The organism is Hymenobacter terrigena (genome assembly GCF_054776515.1).
The window spans coordinates 900727-917119 of the sequence record NZ_BAAHBU010000002.1 but is presented as its reverse complement, the minus strand read 5'-3'; the positions used below and the strand labels follow the sequence as shown (position 1 = coordinate 917119).

Genomic DNA, 16393 nt, shown 5'->3' with positions numbered 1-16393 from the left:
CAGAAAAAGGATGGGGCGACCTGGCGCGGGCGTACCGCCCAGGCGCATCAGTGTGACCGGATAAAACTCAGTAGTAGAATAATGGTCGATAAGCCGGCGAACACCAACCCGAGGTTGTTGGCGTTGCCGCGGCTGGTGCGGGCCTTCAGCGGCTCCACATACAGGGCGTCGTTGGGCAGCAGGTAGTAGTATTTCGAGCGCAGCAGGTTGGGGTCGGTCAGGTCCAGGAGCACCACTTCCGAGCCCTTTGGCGTCTGCCGAATCAGTTTCACGTTGGTGCGGTTGCCGAATTCGCCCACGTCGCCGGCCAGGCCCAGCGCCTCCAGCACCGTGGCCTGCGAGTTGTACACGAAGTAGCGCCCGGGAGCACGCACCTCACCTAAGATGGTCAATTTGAAGCTAGTGAGTTTTACCAGCACGTTGGCCTCGCGCATGAAGCGGGCCACTTCCTTTTGAATGAGCTGTTGGGTTTCTTCTACCGTGAGGCCGGCAACTTTCAGCCGGCCTGCCGTGGGCAGGTTGATGCTGCCGGTGTCATCGACGGAATACCCGGAGGCGAAAATGTTGCCCGGGTCGCCGCTCTGAATGTTCTGCCCGCTGGTCACGCTGAACAGGTCGTTTAGGGCCGGCTGCACGCTTTGCACCCGGATGCTGAGCACGTCGCCCGTCTGCAGCCGGTACACCTGCCGCTCATTCTCTACCTGCACTGCTGCCCGGGTCGAGTAGTCCTTCCCTTGCAGGTAAGGCAGCTGCTGCTGCGACACGCACGAGCTCAGCAACGTCCCCGCCATCAGCAACCCCAAAACCCAAGCGCGGAAGTAAACCAATGAGCTCATAGACTGGCCGTAGCGAGGCAATAATCCAGGCCGAAGCAGCGTCTTGCGCGCCATATTCAGCCATCATTCCCAGCCTCGGAGAGTGGAGAATAATGGCTAATTTAATGAATTATTCGATATATAGTATAAATTATTTATTTTTCTGTATTAATCAGTTTTTAATGCCGGTTTAATCTTGCTATAAACCAATGATTTTGCCCCGGAATATTTTCTTGCTGCGATGGCTGAAACGAAATGGCCCCAGCAACGGCTCCACTAATGCGGAACTACTGCTGGGACCAATAACTAGTTAAACGAGCCGTTTGCACGGCCGTCCGGCTTTTATACGGCCACGCTATCGATGCCTTTTTGCAGCGCAGTGGCTTGTAAATCTGGTATCTTAATGCCTTCGGCCCGGGCCACGGTTACGTCGGTCATGCCCAGGAAGCCGAGCATGAAGCGCAGGTAGGGCGTAGCAAAATCAGCGGCCTGCATCGGGCCTTCGGAATAGACCCCGCCGCTGGCCACCGCCAGGTATACCTTCTTGCCCTTAATCAGCCCCTCCGGGCCGGTGGCGGTGTAGCGGAACGTGATGTTGGCCCGCGTGAGGTGGTCGAGCCACGCCTTGAGCGACGAGGTAATGCTAAAGTTGTAGAACGGCACCCCAATCACGAGGGCATCGGCTGCCATCACCTGCGCAATGGCTTCATCGGAGTGGCGCACGGCCTCCTGCTGTTCGGCCGAGCGCCCCTCAACGGGCGTGAAGAAGGCTTGCAGGTGCGCTTCCTCAAGGTGCGGGAAGGGATGGGTGGCCACGTCGCGCACCTCCACGGTGCTGCCCGGCTGCGCGGCCAGCAGCTTGTCGATAATGCCCTGGCTGAGGCGCGTGCTGTACGACTGGGCGCCTTGGGCGCTGGAAATGATTTGCAGAATCTGCATAAAAAAGGGGATGAGGTGAAAAACTGCGGGCTGGCCACTCGTAGCCCATCGGCCACCGGCGCCTGTCCGCTCACTGAGTAGCCAAGCTGTTGTTTGGTACTCAGATTACCTCAAGTAATCAGCTGGGCGTTTGTTAGTAACTTGCCTCAACTACAGATTACGTGGTGGTAGCTTGATTACCGGCAGGTAATCAGCCCTGTTCGTCCTTGCCTTATTGCCATGATCGTACCCGAAGACCATTCCCAATGCGCCCCCACGATGCAGGCCCTGCGCCACGCCCTACTGGTCGTGAATGGCAAGTGGAAGCTCCAGATTATTGTGGCGCTGCTGTCCGGCGCCCGGCATTTCCGCGGCTTGGAGCGCAGCGTGCCGGGCATTTCCACCAAAGTGCTGGCCAAGGAATTGAAGGATTTGGAAGCAAATCAATTCATTACCCGCACGGTGCACCCCGGCCCGCCGGTGGTGGTAGACTACCAGTTGCTGCCCTATGCGCACTCGCTCGACCCCGTTATTGAAGTGCTGAAAGCGTGGGGCACCCAGCACCAGCAGCGCCTGGAAGCGGCCAATGCGGTTTCGGCTTAGCGCCAGATGATGCACTCCTCTGTCATAACTTCCATTTCCTAATAACAGAAGCCTGCCGCCCATGTCCCCGACCCTCGACTATCTGCAATACCAGTTCCGGTCCGACCTTCAGGTACTGGTGGGCCGCTGGCTGCGGCAGCCCACCGATGAGGAGCTGCACGCCGGCTACTACCACCTGCTCGATGCGGCCGAGGCCTGCGGAGCCCGCCTCTGGCTGATTGATGGCCGCCGCCGCGACCATGCCAACCAGCAAAGCACCCCTTGGATGATGGAAGAATTTATGCCCCAGCTGCCTCGGCGCCTGGACGGTACCGTATTTATGGCCTACCTGTTCATGCCCACGCATTTGTACGAGCTGGAGCACGACCCCACGGTGCCGCCGCTCACGTACTTCGACGGGCGCCAGTACCATGTGCAGCGTTTCACCGAAGAGCAGACTGCCATGCAGTGGCTGCAGGCCTGCGCTGCCCAGAGCTAGCCGGGCGTACGCTTACTTCAGGTTGGTGCTTCGGTTGTTGAGGCGCACGACCTGGCCGGCGCGCTTGCCGCTGCGCTTGATGCGGGCGCCCTTGGCTTGCTCCAGCACCAGGCGAGGCAGCGTGCAGTCGGTGAGGGGGATTTCCTGGGGCGTGTAGCCGGCCGCGCCCACCACCAGCGTCTGGCCCTGGTACACGGGGTCGGTGAGGCGAAACTTGCCTTCCGAATCGGTTACATATACGTCGTGGGTGCCTTTTATGAGGAGTGTAGCGCCCACTAAGGGCCGGCCATTGGGCTCATAAATAACGCCGGCTAGCGGCGCGCACGCCAAGCGCATGGCCGTCCGGGGCGCGCTGCTGGCCGCAGGCCGCGCCGACATGGCGATGCGGTCTTGGGCATTGCCGGCCGGCGATAAGGTGCTGGCGCTTTGGGCAGCTACGGTCTGACTGCTGCTTACAACGAAAAGAGTGGCTGCGACGGTGAGGAAAAATTGGCGCATAGGTAAGCGGGTTAAAACGAACGTGTAGTAAGTATTATAAAGATACCGATGAGTAATTAACTATTAATAATAAAAAGTATAATTTTTATTCAAATGATGCTGAATTTAATTTTCCGTCCGGGATAAGAAAGGGTGTGGTAAGCTGCTGTGGTAATCAACTGGCCCGGTTTTTACTTAGCTTCAAAACGCGAGGTTTCACGCCCTATTCACGCAACGGGGCTTAAGTTGTTGCCTTAATCAGCCAGTATGCCCAACATTTCTGAACGTTCTTTTTCTTGTCTGCGCCCGGCGCGGGTGCTTCATTTGCTGGGCTTAAGCCTGTTGTTGCTGCCAGCGACGAGCTGGGCGCAGGGCCTGGTAGCTTTTCCGGGGGCCGAGGGCGCGGGGCGCTTCACTACCGGCGGGCGCGGCACGGCGGCGGTGCCCACCACGGTGCTCGAAGTCACGAACCTGCTCGACGATAACAAACCCGGCAGCCTGCGCTACGCCCTGATGCTGAACGAGACCAAGGCTCCGGCCCGCACCATCGTGTTTCGGGTGTCGGGCACCATTCACCTGCTGTCGCCGCTCTCCATCAACAAGCCGAACACCACCATTGCGGGCCAGACGGCCCCCGGCGACGGCATTTGCCTGGCCGATTATCCGGTGTCGGTGAAGGCCAATAATGTGATTGTGCGCTTTATCCGTTTCCGGATGGGCGATAAGAACCAGAACGGCGGCTTCGTGGATGGCGCGGGCGGCGATGATGCCTTCGGCGGCACGCGCAACAACCACCTCATCGTGGACCATTGCTCGATGAGCTGGAGCACCGACGAGGCCCTGAGCGTGTACGAGGGCGACAGCACCACCCTGCAGTGGAACCTCATCGCGGAGCCGCTGAACTACTCCTACCACTACGAAAAGGGCGATACCGACTACGAGCGGCACGGCTTCGGCGGCATTTGGGGCGGGCAGCATTCGTCGTTTCACCACAACCTGTTTGCGCACTGCAAAAACCGCACGCCGCGCTTCAACGGCAGCCGCTACACGCACCCGGCGGGCTTCGAGAATGCCGATTTCAGCAACAACGTGATTTACGATTGGGGCGAAAACAACGTGTACGCCGGCGAGGGCGGCAACTACAACATCGTAAATAACTACTACAAGCCCGGCCCCAGCACCAACCCCAGGGTGCAGGCCCAGGTGCTGAACCCGTACAAAATCGACAAGGAAAAAGGCCGCCTGCCCTACGGCAAGTTCTACCTGACCGGCAACTACGTGGACGGCGCGCCTGCCGTGACGGCCCACAACTGGCGCGGCGTGGTGATGAACGGCGGCACCGCCGCCGACACCGCACAGTCGAAAGTAGAAACCCCGTTCAACCTCGGCCCGCTGGCCCTGCAAACGGCCCCTGCGGCTTACGAGGCCGTGCTGAACGGCGCTGGTGCCATCTGCCCGCAGCGCGACACGCTCGACCAGCGCATTGTGCGCGAGGTGCGCACCCGCACCGGCACCATCATCGACGTGCAAGGGCACTACCCGCACGGCACGCCCTACAGCATCTCGCAAAAAGCCTGGCCGGTGCTAAAATCCACCCCCGCCTCCCTCGATACCGACCACGACGGCATGCCCGACGCCTGGGAAAAGGCCAACGGCCTGAACCCCAAAGATGCTGCCGACCGCGGCCTGCGCGCTACGGACGGCTACACCAATCTGGAGAATTATTTGAACAGTTTGGTGGGGATAGGGGGGAAGTAGGGCCTGAATAAAGCGAGCCCGTCATGCTTCGCTGCGCTCTGCATGACCGTTCTCATCGCAATCAGTCGTTTCCATTCAGCTGCCAATCCAACCATTCAGCGGGCTGGAATACCGTTCGCGGAAAATGCGTTTCGGCCGCTGAAACGGGCCGGTAAGTTTGGGTCATTCAATCACCATTCACCCCACACTTACCCGATGAAAACTTCTGCTTTCGCCCGCCGCCTGTCCTTGTCGCTGTTGCTGCTGAGCGCGGCGGGGTCCGCCTTCGCCACGAATCCGACTGTTGTGCCCGCCGCCAAAATCGTGGTTGATAACCCCGCCGCCCATCCCACGTTCACGGTGCGGGTGGTGGGCAAGGGCAAGCCGATGCTGCTAATACCCGGCCTGAACTGCACCGGCGCGGTGTGGGACGAAACCGTGGCCCACTACCAATCGCAGTACCAGTGCCACGTTATTTCGCTGGCGGGTTTCGGCGGCACGGCCCCGGCGGCCGTGACCGACCCGCTGCTGCCCGCCGTGCGCGACCAGCTCCTGGCCTACATCAAAACCCAGAAGCTGAACAAGCCCACCGTCGTGGGCCACAGCCTGGGCGGCTTCATGGCGCTGGCCCTGAGCGCGGCCCAGCCCAATGCCATTGGCCCGCTCGTGATTGTGGATTCGCTGCCCTATATGGCTGCTATCCAGAACCCGGCCGCTACCGTGGAAACCGTGCGGCCCATGGCCGATAAGATGCGCCAGCAGATGAAGCAGGGCCACATGCCCGCCGCTGCCCAACGCCAGATGATGGCCGGCATGGTGACCGACACTGCCCGCCAAACCCAGATTGCTCGCTGGGGCATGGCCTCGGACCCCGCCACCACGGCCCAGGCCATGTACGACATGTACACCATCGACCTGCGCAACGACATCAGCCGGATTCAGCAGCCGGTGCTGGTACTGGGGGCCTGGGCCGCCTACGCCCAATACGGCTCGACCAAGGAAAGCACCCGCGCCATCTTCGCACAGCAATACGCCAAGCTGCCGCAGACGCGCATCGAGATGTCGGAGGCCGGCCGCCACTTCCTGATGTACGACGACACGGCGTGGTTTCTGGCCCAGGCCGATGCGTTTCTGAAGCAGCCGGCCGTGGCGAAGAAATAACTCTCAACAGCCCGGATGGCAGCATCCGGGCTGTTATGCGCCGCCGCTACTCCTGTAACTTGCCGTTTGTTAATGCCCCTGCTTATGCCTCGCTCCTCCACCCGCCCCCGTTTGTATTGGCTGCTGCAGATTGGCGGCTGGGGCGCGTATGGCGTGCTGGGTGGCGTGCTGGCGGCGGTTTTCGGCAAGTTCAGGCCGCTAATTATTCCCATTGAAATCATCGTGTCGGGCTCGTTGGTGCTGGGCAGCCACTTGCTACGGCTGTACCTGCGCCGCCACGGCTGGACGCGCCTGCCGCTGGCGGCCCTGCTACCCCGGCTGCTGCTGGGCAACCTGCTGGTGTCGGTGGGCAGCATGGCCCTCACCGGGGTGCTCGTAACGCTGCTGTTTTGGGTGGTGGAGCCGACCGGCCAGGGCAGCAAAGCCTTTCCGTGGCTGCAATACGTGGGCTACACGGCCAACTCGTTTTTCTCCATGCTGCTGTGGTCGGCGGCGTATTTCAGCCTGCATTATTTCGACAACCTGCGGCAGGCCGAAATTGAGAAGTGGAAGCTGACCGCCGCCGTGCGCGACGCCGAAATGCGCACCCTCAAGGCCCAGATTAACCCGCACTTTCTGTTCAATGGCCTCAACAACATCCGCGCCCTGGTGCTGGAAAACCCGGTGCGCGCCCGCGAGATGATGACGCACCTCTCGGACTTGTTGCGCTATTCGCTCCAACTCAACACCCGGGAGCAGGTGCCGCTGGCCCGCGAGTTGGAAATCGTAGAACATTACCTCACCCTCGAAACCCTGCAGCTCGAAGAGCGCCTGACCTACACCCTCGATGTGGCTCCCGCTACGCTCGACGTATTGCTGCCGCCCATGACGCTGCAATTGCTGGTCGAAAATGCCATCAAGCACGGCATTGCGCCCCGGCCGGGCGGGGGCGATATCCACATTTCGGCCCAGGTGGAGCGGCCCGGGCAGGTGCTCATCACCGTGCGCAACCCCGGCCGCTACCAGCCCGACCCTGCCGCCCTCGACCATACCGGCATCGGCCTGCCCAATGCCCACGAGCGGCTGCAATTGCTGTTCGGCCCCACGGCCAGCCTCGTCATCGGCGATGATGCCCGGCAGGCCAACACTGTCACGGCCGAGCTGCGGCTGCCGGTGGGGGCGGCGGTTGTTCAAAAAGGCGGTCATGCAGAGCGCAGCGAAGCATCTTTACCGCTTCGTTGAACAGAACGCCTGCTCCATGTACATCTACATTCTTACCAATACCGGCCGCACGGTGCTGTACATTGGCGTAACCAATGATTTGCCTCGCCGGCTTTATGAGCACAGCACCGCACGTGGCGATGTGAGCAAATTCACCGGGCGTTATTAAGCCGATTTGTTAGTCTATTTTGAACAGTTGCCGGATGCATCACAGGCCATCCCCCGAGAAAAAGTGTTGAAAGGCTGGAGCCGGGCCAAGAAAAACGAGCTGATTCAGGCATTCAATCCGACCTGGCAACCCATTGATTTAGAAACATGGGAAGGCTGATGCAACGAAGCGGTAAAGATGCTTCGCTGCGCTCTGCATGACCCGTTTCTTTCCTGACCAATACGCCAATCGCAGGCTTCCTACCCAACCATGAACGTTTTAATCGTTGACGACTCGCGCCTGGCGCGCACCGAGCTGCACCACCTGCTCCAGGCTTTCCCCGATGTGACGGTGGTGGGGGAGGCCCGCCATGCCGATGAAGCCCGCGCCCAAATCCAGGCCCTGCGGCCCGATTTGCTGCTGCTCGATGTGCAGATGCCGGGCCAGACCGGCTTTGAGCTGCTGGCCTCGCTCGACGCGGCCCCGCACGTCATCTTCACCACGGCTTATGATGAATATGCCCTGCAGGCCTTCGCCGTCAACGCCCTCGACTACCTGCTGAAACCCGTGCAGGAAGCCCGCTTGGCCGCCGCCCTGGCCAAAGCCCGCGCCCGCATCACGGCTCCGGTGCCGGCCGAAGTTGCCGCCGCCGGCCCGGCCGAGGAAGCGCCGCAGGCCCCGCTCACGGCCCAGGACCAGGTGTTTGTAAAGGACGGCGAGCGGTGCTGGTTTGTGAAGCTGGCCGACATCAAGCTCTTTGAAATCAACGGCAGCTACACCCGCATTCATTTTGACAACCACCAGCCGCTTATCCCGCGCACCTTGCAGCAGCTGGAAGCGCGCCTCGACCCCAAAGTGTTTTTCCGCGTCAACCGTCAGCAGATTATCAACCTGAAGTGGATTGCTGGCATCGAGCCCTGGTTCAGCAACACGCTAAAGCTGACGCTGCGCGGCGGAGGCGAGGTGGAGGTGTCGCGGCAGCAGTCGGTGCGGTTCCGGGAGCTGCTGAGCTTGTAGCCGGCAGTGGGTCAGCAGGCACAGAGTTCGGCAAATACCAGACTATTGCCGAACGGGTCGGTCACTTCCACCTGCATCACTCTGTCGCTCCAGGTGGTTTTTTGCAGGGCCGGGCTGGGAAAGACCGAGTCCTTTTTGGTGAGCAGGTAATGGAACGCAATCAGGCCGTTGATTTCGGCAATGGCTTTGGCCCCGGCGCAGCTTTCCTGGGGGGCGCTGGTGAGGTGCAGCACGATGCTGCCGCGCGACACCTGCATGTACAGCGGCTCCTGTTCCGACCGGTCCTCCCAATCAATTCGGAACCCCAGCCAGTCGATATAAAAATCGAGCGCTTGCTGGTAATCAGAAATCCGAAAAATGGGGGTAACCATCAGGATAATTAACTGAGTAGCCGGTGTTGGTTTTGTGCTGATATTTCGTGGAAATATAACGAAAATTTTGTGATTTTCCGCGCCGCTGTCTTGCGTATGCCCACCGCGTCCTTTTTAGATTGCCCGGCCCGATGCGCCTACATTTAGCCCATGATTTCTCCCGCCGAATACGACCGGCTCGACGGATTGGCCCAGGCGGCCCTCGTGCGCGCCGGCCAGCTCACGCCCGCCGAGCTGTGCGCCGCCGCCATTGCCCGCGCCGAAGCCGTGAATCCACGTATCAACGCCGTAGTGTATCCGCTGTACGAGGCCGCCCGGGCGCGCGCCGCCGCTGGGCTGCCGGCCGGTACTTTCGGCAGCGTGCCGTTTCTGCTCAAGGATTTTGGGGCGCAGTACGCGGGCGCGCCGCACACCTCGGGCAGCCGGGCGCTGCGCCACTTCGTGCCCACGCAGGATGCCGAGCTGGTGCGCCGCTGGCAGGCCGCCGGCCTCAACATCCTGGGCAAAACCAACACCCCGGAGTTTGCCCTGATGGGCGTGACCGAGCCTCTGCTCTACGGCCCCACCCGCAACCCCTGGCACCTGGGCCACACGCCCGGCGGCAGCAGCGGCGGGGCGGCAGCGGCCGTGGCGGCGGGCATTGTGCCGGTGGCCGGCGCGGGCGACGGGGGCGGTTCCATCCGGATTCCGGCGGCGTGCTGCGGGCTGTTTGGGCTGAAACCCAGCCGGGGCCGCGTGCCCACCGGCCCCGAGCAGGGCGAAAAGTGGCAGGGTGCGGCCGTGGAGCACGTCCTCAGCCGGTCGGTGCGCGACAGCGCGGCCATGCTCGATGCTACGCAGGGGCCGGATGCGGGCGCGCCCTACTTCCTGCCCAACCCGGCCCGGCCTTATTTAGAGGAAGTGAGCCGCGAGCCCGGCCGCCTGCGCATTGCGTTCAGCCTGGGCCACCCGCTGGGTAGCGCGCTGCACCCGGAGTGCGCCACCGCCGTGCGCGACGCGGCCAAGCTGCTCGAAAGCCTGGGCCACGAGGTGGCAGAGGTGCCGCTGCCCTTCGATGGCCGGGCCGTGGCTTCGGCCTTTCTGATGCTGTATTTTGGCGAAACCGGGGCCAGCATCGCGGCGCTGGCCCGGCACCTGGGCCGTCCCGCCCGCCCCGGCGACGTGGAGCCCACCACTTGGCTGCTGGGCCTGCTGGGCCGCACCTACACCGCTGCCGATTTTGCCGCCGCCCGCCAGAGTTGGAACGACCACGCCCGGGCCTTTGGCCGTTTCCACCAAACCTACGACCTGCTGCTCACGCCTACGCTGGCCACGCCACCCGTGCGCATCGGCGAGCTGCAGCCCAAGCCGCTGGAGCAAAAGCTGCTGAAGCTGGTGAACACCTTCGGCCTCGGCGGCCTCATCCGCCGCTCCGGCATCGTGGAGAAGCTGGCCGAGCAGAGCCTCGAAAAAACGCCTTACACCCAGGTGGCCAACCTTACGGGCCAGCCCGCTATGTCGGTGCCCCTGCACTGGACGGCCGACGGCCTGCCCTGCGGCGTGCAGTTCATCACCCGGCTGGGGGCCGAGGACGTGCTGTTTCGGCTGGCCGGGCAGCTGGAGCAGGCCCGGCCGTGGTTTGACAAACGGCCGGCATTGTAGCCGAATTGACTACTGCTTTTTCACCACGCTGATATTGCCGTCGCGCTCCAGACGCACGGTTTGGGCTTGGTCGGGCGTGGCCAGGTTGCTGTTTTCGCGCACGCCTTCGCGCAGGTCTTCTTCGGTGAGATTGTTGCGGCGCAGATTCTCCGTGTTGGGCCGGCCGTTCTCTACCAGCACCATGCCTTCGCCCTTCACCAGCCGTCCAATGGTTTCACTGCGAAACGAGGCCCAGGCCAGCAGCCGGTGCAGCCCCACCAGCACAAAGCCGGCCAGCATGGTCCCCCAGAACGGCGACGCCGCGACTACGGCCCGGCTCATCACGGCCCCCAGCATAATCTTTACCACCATGTCAAAAGCGGCGTTGGTGCCGAAAGTACGCTTGCCCGACACGCGCAGCAGTGCCAGCGCCGCAAAGAACATGAGCACCGCGCGCACCGTCATTTGCAACGCGGTGATGGTGTGCGAATCGGCGTGCGGGCCAAATAGGGTATCCCAAAGCTCTTTCATAGCGCGGTGGGGCTCAATGGCGGGCTTGCTCAAGCAGGGCGTGCGCTCGCTCCGGACCTACGCGGTGCAGCACCCGAAGCTTCTGGCCCTTAACCTGATTGTAAGAGATGAAAAAATGCTCGATTTCGTGCAGCATTTCGTTCGATAAATCGGCGAGCGAATGAATACCCTTGTGCTCGCGCGAGTCGGCGGCTACGGCCAGCAGGCGGTCGTTGCGCACGGTTTCGCCGGTTTTTTCTTCTTGTTCAATCTCCAAGGCTCCGATGAGACGGGCCTCCACCACGCAGCCCGGAAATGCAGGCGCCGCCAGTATCAGCAGCACGTCGAGCGGGTCGCCGTCTTCGGCCAGGGTGGAGGGCACAAAGCCGAAATCGTAGGGAAAGCTGTGGCCTTCGGGCAGCACGCCTTTGAGCTTGAACACCAGCAAATCGGGGTCGAACGCGAACTTGTTGCGCCCGCCCTTGGGCGTTTCCACCACCACGTGAATGCGGTGGCGCGAGTGGGGAACATGAGCCGGTAGTTGATGCAGCGGAGGGGCCATAGGAAGCGCAGCCAAAGCAGTAGCGTACGTTTGATTGGCTATTTAGGACGGGCAATGTTGCCCTAATGTTACTAGTGCGCAGCTTAACCAGCACCATTGGCTGCGGTGCAATGCTGGCAACAAGCTTCGGCGCCATTCCGGATTTTCTACAAGCAATAAGCCCCAACTGCTTGCGCAATCGGGGCTTATTGGTGTGCATAGTCCATGTTTCTACTTATCAAACGTCTCGTTCAGCACCCCGGCCAGGCGGATGCCGGCTTTCAGCACCTGCTGCTCCACGGTGGGGCCGAAGGTGGGGTAGAAGTGCCAGTCGAACTTGGTGGGCGGGTTGGCCGCACTGGCGTAAATGGGCGTGCAGAGCTGGTACGACTCGAACAGCCAGGTCGTCATGTCGTCCTTCTGCCACTGCTTGATTTGGGTGGGCGTGGCATGGTCGTAGGCCGTGGCCATTTCGCTGTAGGTGAAGCCGGGGTATTCAATCAGGGCCGTGTCCCAAACGCTGTGCAGGTTGGTATCCTCTTTGGTGCGCCAGTTCACAATGATGCTGTTGCCGCCTTTGTCCTCGGCGTGGCCCACGTGCAGGGGCTGGTGCACATCGCCCACCAGGTGAATAACGAATTTGAGGGCCACCAGCTTTTCCTCAGCAGTTTTCTTGGGGTCTTTCAGGTCGCGGCGGGCTTTCAGCAGGGCGGTATAGGCGTTGGTGGGCGGGGCGGGGGCCAGGGTGGCCGGGTCGTTCAGCTGCTTCACGAAGGCGGCAAAGTCGAGCCCAGTAGCCACATTGAGGTAGTGCCAGGGAGCCGTGTCCTTAAACTGTGGGTCGGCGCGCAGTTCATCGGCCCAGGTGCTTACCAACGGCATGGTTTCGTGGCCCAGAATGCGGGCTACTTCACGCTTGGCGGTGGCAGAAAGGTGATTTTCGGCAATTTTGGCCACGGCCCGGTGGCCCATCACGCCCCAAGCCAGCAGGCTAAACGGGGCACACAACAAAGCCAGCAGGGCAACACTTTTTTTGAACATCAGCGAAGAGGGTGGGAGTGAGGGCGAGAGCAAGTGGTTTCCCGGGCTTTCGGGTAACTTCCGGCGCAAGCAGAACCACAAAGCTAGCGCCCGGCCGCAGCAGATGCATGCGCGGCCAGCAAAGTATTTGCGCCCCGGCATAGTCCGATGAAACTGCGCCAGTGGCCCTGCCAGAAAATCCTGACCGACGGCACCAACGTCCTCGCCGCGCACCCACTGGGGCCACCGGTGGCTCGAAGAAATGCAGGCGGCCGGCCTGCGCTACTTTGCCTGGGTGCTGCCCCACAGCCTGCAGGCCCGCCACGCCACCGAAGAGCGGGTGTACCCCATCAGCAACCCCCTGGTGGGCACTTTCGACGACCTCGCTTCGGCCTGCCTGTGGCAGCAGCAGCAGCGAGAGCACTAAGCCACCCGCCGGGTTGCCGCGTACACTGCTCCGTCACCCACCAGCTGCCCATGTTCACCAACCCCGTCATCGACGACAATTTCCCGGACCCCACCATCATCCGTGCCACCGATGGCTGGTACTACGCCTACGGCACCCAGACCAAGCGTGCTGGCGTCATCATCAACCTGCAAGTGGCCCGCTCGCACAATTTGGTGGCCTGGGAATACCTCGGCGAGGGCTTGCCAGCTAAGCCCGACTGGGCGCTGCTGAGCCAGAAAATATGGGCCCCGCACGTCAGTGAGCACGGCGGGCGCTACTACCTCTACTATTCCACCCGACCCGATGGGGCCGACTATTTCAGCCTCGCCGTGGCCGTGGCCGATGCACCTGCCGGTCCGTTCGTGGACGTCGGCCGGCCCATGCTGCCCGGCCCCGGCTTCACCTGCATCGACCCCATGGCGTTCGATGACCCGGCCACCGGCCGCCGGTTGCTGTACTGGGGCTCGGGCTTCGGCCCCATCTGGGTGCGCGAACTGGCCGACGACCGTCTGAGCTTTGCGCCCGGCAGCGCGGCCGTGGCGGTACTGCATCCCAGCGTTTCGCACGACCCTGCCGACTACCATCGCCTCATCGAAGGGGCCTGGGTGCACCAACGTGACGGCTGGTACTACCTGTTTTTTTCGGGTGATAACTGCTGTGGCCCCCGCGCCCACTACGCCGTGCTGGTGGCCCGCGCCCGCCACGCCACCGGCCCCTTCCAGACCTACGCCGCCGCCACGGCCAACCCCTATGCCGCCTTGCTCGCCGCCAATGCCCACTGGCACGCCCCCGGCCACAACTGCGTGGTGACCGATGCCGCCGGCCAGGACTGGCTGGCCTGCCACGCCATCGACCCCCGCCAACCCACGTTCGACGCCATCGACGATTCCGAAGGCTACTCGCGCCGCGTGCTCATCCTGGCCCGGCTGGAATATGATGCCGACGGCTGGCCCACCGTGGCCGACAACTCGCCCGCGTGGCAGCCCCAGCCCGCCCCGGTGGGGCTGAAATAAAGAGCCAGCCAAGCCTCCGGCAACTTTTTGAAGCCGTCCCGCACGCCCTGCAAACGGCTTTTCCGTATCTTCGGCGGCCTCGCTCTTCCGTCTTGCTTATGTCGTTTTCGTTACTGGTTAATCGTGTTGCAAGCCGCAAGTGGGCGAGCGTATTAGGAATGCTGGCAATTGCAGCCGGCCCGGCCCAGGCGCAGGCCCCCGTGCCCGCCGAAACGCGCTGCCTGATGCTGCCCCTGGAGCCGGCCAGCCGCGCCCAACAGTCGGCGCTGGTGGTCGAAGCGCAGGTGCTCGACGCGCGCAGCTTCTGGGATGCCGGCCACCGCCACCTCATCACCCGGCACCGGCTGCAGGTGTTTTCGCTGCTGAAAGGCCAGGTGGCCGACACCACCGGCCTTACCATCCTCACCGAAGGCGGCCGCCTCGGCCTCGACCAGCAAATCCTCACCAATACCCTGCAACTCACGCCCGGCCAGCAGGGCGTTTTCTTCCTAAAAGCCGCAACGTGGCCGGGGCTGCCGACCGGCCCAACGAGCTATACCCCCGTGGGCAGCGAGCAGGGCTTCATCCAATTCAACCCCGCCGAAGGCACGGCCACTGAGCCATTTCGCATCTACAAGGCGTTGGATACGGGCTTTTATCAGGAAATAACCAGCCTCACGGGGCAGGCGCGTCGGGTGTTGCAGGCCAACCCTGCCTTGGCCAAAGCCGCCACCTCCGTGCGGCGCGGCACGGCGGCTCCCACCATTGCCGGGTTTGCGCCCCTGAGCCTGACGGCCGGCACCGGGGCCGTGCTCACCATCACCGGCGACGGCTTCGGCAGCGCCCGGGGCAACGGCTTTGTCGAGTTTCGAAACGCCGACGACGGGGGCTCGACCCGCGTGAAAGCCCGCGATGATGAGTACCTCAGCTGGACCAATAACCAAATCCAGGTGCGGGTACCCTCCACGGCCAGCGGCGGCAGCCCGGTGAGCAGTGGCCACCCCGCCGGCTCCGGGCCTGTGCGCGTCACCACTTCCGACCAGCTGAATGTGGAAAGCAGCACGTCCGTTACCATCGTCTATGCCCTCACCAACGTGGAAAGCACCGACGGTAAGCTTCTGCAACGCCCCAACCACATTGCCCTGAATGCTACTGGCGGCATCACGTTCCGCTTCGGACCCAATTTCACCGCTGCACCGGCCGCGGCCTGGCAGCGGGCACTGGCCACCTGGCGCTGCCAGACGGGCATGAACTGGGAAGCTGGCTCCGCCAACGCCACCAACACCATTGCCGACGACGGCCAGAACGTCGTCGCCTTCGACCAGGGCGCCGAACTGCCCGCCCGCGTCCTGGGCCGCACCACCAGCTACTACAAAGGCTGCTACGCCTCCAACGGCGACGTGGTATTCTGGGTGAAGGAAATCGACATGCAGTTCGACGATGCTACGTCCTTTCAGTTTGGCCCGCTCCCGGCCGGCCCCAGTCAGATTGATTTCGAGTCGGTGGCCGTGCACGAGCTGGGCCACGCCCAGCAGCTGAACCACCTCAACCTGCCCCGCGCGGTGATGCACTACGCCCTGAGCTTTGGCCAGAATACCCGCGTGCTGAACCCGCTTAGTGATGTGGCCGGCGGGCGGCAGGTGCTGCGGGTGCGCAGCTTCCGCAACTTGGGCTGCAGCGGCCCGGCCCTGCTGCCCGCGCCACTCATCGGCTTGAGCGGGCAGTACACAGCCGGTACCGGTTTCACCCTGAGCTGGACCACCCGCGACGAATGCTTCCTGAACCGCTTCGTGGTAGAGCGCAGCCTGAGCGGCGACACCACCGCGTGGGAGCAGATTGCCCTTGTGGCCGCGCGCCCGCCCGCCAGCCAGTACCAGGCCGTGGATGCCCAGCCGCCCGGCGGCCTGCACTATTATCGCCTCCGACTGCAGCGCCCCGATGGCTCGCTCGACAATGCCGCCCCCATCGTATTCAGCTCGGAAAATACCAATGTCAGCATTTTCCCGAACCCGGTAACCGAATCCCGGTTGCGCCTCCAGTTCCCCGCTGCCACCGATGGGACGGTGGTTTTCTGGGTGTTCGACGCGCTGGGCCGCCGCATTCTGGCCACTGCCCTCAGCGTACCCACCGGCCTGAACGTGCTCACCCTGAACCTACCTGATAGCCGCCCTGGCCTCTACGTATTGCGCTGGCAGGACGCGCAGGGCCACACGGGCAGCCGGACGTTCACCCGGCTGTAGGCGTAGTGCCGGCGCGAGGACCGATTTATTGGTAATAAAATCGGGTTGAATAAAACGACCAAACCCCGCCGGATATGAGCCCGGCGGGGTTTGGTCG

19 protein-coding genes are annotated in these 16393 nt (G+C 62.7%); 12 read left to right on the top strand and 7 right to left on the bottom strand.

From position 1 onward, the window contains the following. Window positions 1-47: 47 nt before the first annotated feature. Both ACYU7Q_RS10765 and ACYU7Q_RS10760 read right to left on the bottom strand, forming a co-directional pair. The gene (locus ACYU7Q_RS10765) at window positions 48-836 is read right to left on the bottom strand and encodes a polysaccharide biosynthesis/export family protein (protein WP_460609424.1); all 789 of its coding nucleotides are present in this window, start codon (window positions 834-836) and stop codon (window positions 48-50) included. 321 nt (window positions 837-1157) lie between these two features. Continuing rightward, the gene (locus ACYU7Q_RS10760; protein ID WP_460609423.1) at window positions 1158-1754 is read right to left on the bottom strand and encodes an FMN-dependent NADH-azoreductase; all 597 of its coding nucleotides are present in this window, start codon (window positions 1752-1754) and stop codon (window positions 1158-1160) included. A gap of 219 nt (window positions 1755-1973) precedes the next feature. Here ACYU7Q_RS10760 and ACYU7Q_RS10755 point away from each other — a divergent pair, with 219 nt between their 5' ends. Together ACYU7Q_RS10755 and ACYU7Q_RS10750 are read left to right on the top strand one after the other, a co-directional pair. Then, entirely contained in the window at window positions 1974-2336 is a 363-nt protein-coding gene (locus ACYU7Q_RS10755) for a winged helix-turn-helix transcriptional regulator (protein ID WP_460609422.1), read from the top strand. 61 nt (window positions 2337-2397) lie between these two features. Further along, window positions 2398-2814, top strand: a complete 417-nt coding sequence (locus ACYU7Q_RS10750) for a hypothetical protein (RefSeq protein WP_460609421.1) — start codon at window positions 2398-2400, stop codon at window positions 2812-2814. A gap of 12 nt (window positions 2815-2826) precedes the next feature. On the opposite strand, the gene ACYU7Q_RS10745 is transcribed toward ACYU7Q_RS10750, so the two are convergent. Continuing rightward, entirely contained in the window at window positions 2827-3312 is a 486-nt protein-coding gene (locus ACYU7Q_RS10745; protein ID WP_460609420.1) for a peptidase associated/transthyretin-like domain-containing protein, read from the bottom strand. 246 nt (window positions 3313-3558) lie between these two features. Between ACYU7Q_RS10745 and ACYU7Q_RS10740 the strand changes: the two genes are divergently transcribed. The 6 genes from ACYU7Q_RS10740 to ACYU7Q_RS10715 all read left to right on the top strand — a co-directional run bounded on the left by ACYU7Q_RS10740 (window position 3559) and on the right by ACYU7Q_RS10715 (window position 8554). Beyond that, window positions 3559-5049 (top strand): pectate lyase family protein, encoded by a 1491-nt coding sequence (locus ACYU7Q_RS10740; protein WP_460609419.1) that lies wholly within the window; start codon window positions 3559-3561, stop codon window positions 5047-5049. A 195-nt stretch (window positions 5050-5244) separates the two neighbouring features. Then, window positions 5245-6189 carry an alpha/beta fold hydrolase gene (locus tag ACYU7Q_RS10735; protein ID WP_460609418.1) on the top strand — a complete coding sequence of 315 codons (945 nt, stop codon included), beginning with the start codon at window positions 5245-5247 and terminating at the stop codon, window positions 6187-6189. Between the two features lie 84 nt (window positions 6190-6273). Continuing rightward, entirely contained in the window at window positions 6274-7410 is a 1137-nt protein-coding gene (locus ACYU7Q_RS10730) for a sensor histidine kinase (protein ID WP_460609417.1), read from the top strand. Between the two features lie 16 nt (window positions 7411-7426). After that, window positions 7427-7558: a GIY-YIG nuclease family protein gene (locus tag ACYU7Q_RS10725; RefSeq protein WP_460609416.1), complete on the top strand. Its 132-nt coding sequence runs from the start codon at window positions 7427-7429 to the stop codon at window positions 7556-7558. 6 nt (window positions 7559-7564) lie between these two features. Continuing rightward, window positions 7565-7717, top strand: a complete 153-nt coding sequence (locus tag ACYU7Q_RS10720; protein WP_460609415.1) for a GIY-YIG nuclease family protein — start codon at window positions 7565-7567, stop codon at window positions 7715-7717. Window positions 7718-7807: 90 nt separating this feature from the next. Further along, window positions 7808-8554, top strand: a complete 747-nt coding sequence (locus tag ACYU7Q_RS10715; RefSeq protein WP_460609414.1) for a LytR/AlgR family response regulator transcription factor — start codon at window positions 7808-7810, stop codon at window positions 8552-8554. 11 nt (window positions 8555-8565) lie between these two features. Here ACYU7Q_RS10715 and ACYU7Q_RS10710 read toward each other — a convergent pair whose 3' ends face one another. After that, window positions 8566-8925 carry a glyoxalase superfamily protein gene (locus ACYU7Q_RS10710; RefSeq protein ID WP_460609413.1) on the bottom strand — a complete coding sequence of 120 codons (360 nt, stop codon included), beginning with the start codon at window positions 8923-8925 and terminating at the stop codon, window positions 8566-8568. A gap of 150 nt (window positions 8926-9075) precedes the next feature. Here ACYU7Q_RS10710 and ACYU7Q_RS10705 point away from each other — a divergent pair, with 150 nt between their 5' ends. Then, window positions 9076-10566 (top strand): amidase, encoded by a 1491-nt coding sequence (locus tag ACYU7Q_RS10705; RefSeq protein WP_460609412.1) that lies wholly within the window; start codon window positions 9076-9078, stop codon window positions 10564-10566. A gap of 9 nt (window positions 10567-10575) precedes the next feature. Here the strand turns inward: ACYU7Q_RS10705 and ACYU7Q_RS10700 are convergent, their stop codons facing one another. The 3 genes from ACYU7Q_RS10700 to ACYU7Q_RS10690 all read right to left on the bottom strand — a co-directional run bounded on the left by ACYU7Q_RS10700 (window position 10576) and on the right by ACYU7Q_RS10690 (window position 12637). Then, window positions 10576-11076: a DUF421 domain-containing protein gene (locus ACYU7Q_RS10700; protein WP_460609411.1), complete on the bottom strand. Its 501-nt coding sequence runs from the start codon at window positions 11074-11076 to the stop codon at window positions 10576-10578. 13 nt (window positions 11077-11089) lie between these two features. After that, the gene (locus ACYU7Q_RS10695; protein ID WP_460609410.1) at window positions 11090-11632 is read right to left on the bottom strand and encodes an inorganic diphosphatase; all 543 of its coding nucleotides are present in this window, start codon (window positions 11630-11632) and stop codon (window positions 11090-11092) included. Window positions 11633-11827: 195 nt separating this feature from the next. Then, window positions 11828-12637, bottom strand: a complete 810-nt coding sequence (locus tag ACYU7Q_RS10690; protein WP_460609409.1) for a S1/P1 nuclease — start codon at window positions 12635-12637, stop codon at window positions 11828-11830. A 241-nt stretch (window positions 12638-12878) separates the two neighbouring features. On the opposite strand from ACYU7Q_RS10690, the gene ACYU7Q_RS10685 reads away from it, so the two are divergent. The 3 genes from ACYU7Q_RS10685 (at window position 12879) to ACYU7Q_RS10675 (ending at window position 16296) form a co-directional block, all read left to right on the top strand. Further along, window positions 12879-13043 (top strand): hypothetical protein, encoded by a 165-nt coding sequence (locus tag ACYU7Q_RS10685; RefSeq protein WP_460609408.1) that lies wholly within the window; start codon window positions 12879-12881, stop codon window positions 13041-13043. 50 nt (window positions 13044-13093) lie between these two features. Continuing rightward, window positions 13094-14077 (top strand): glycoside hydrolase family 43 protein, encoded by a 984-nt coding sequence (locus tag ACYU7Q_RS10680; RefSeq protein WP_460609407.1) that lies wholly within the window; start codon window positions 13094-13096, stop codon window positions 14075-14077. A gap of 158 nt (window positions 14078-14235) precedes the next feature. Then, window positions 14236-16296, top strand: a complete 2061-nt coding sequence (locus tag ACYU7Q_RS10675) for a matrixin family metalloprotease (protein ID WP_460609406.1) — start codon at window positions 14236-14238, stop codon at window positions 16294-16296. The last annotated feature ends 97 nt before the right edge of the window (window positions 16297-16393 follow it).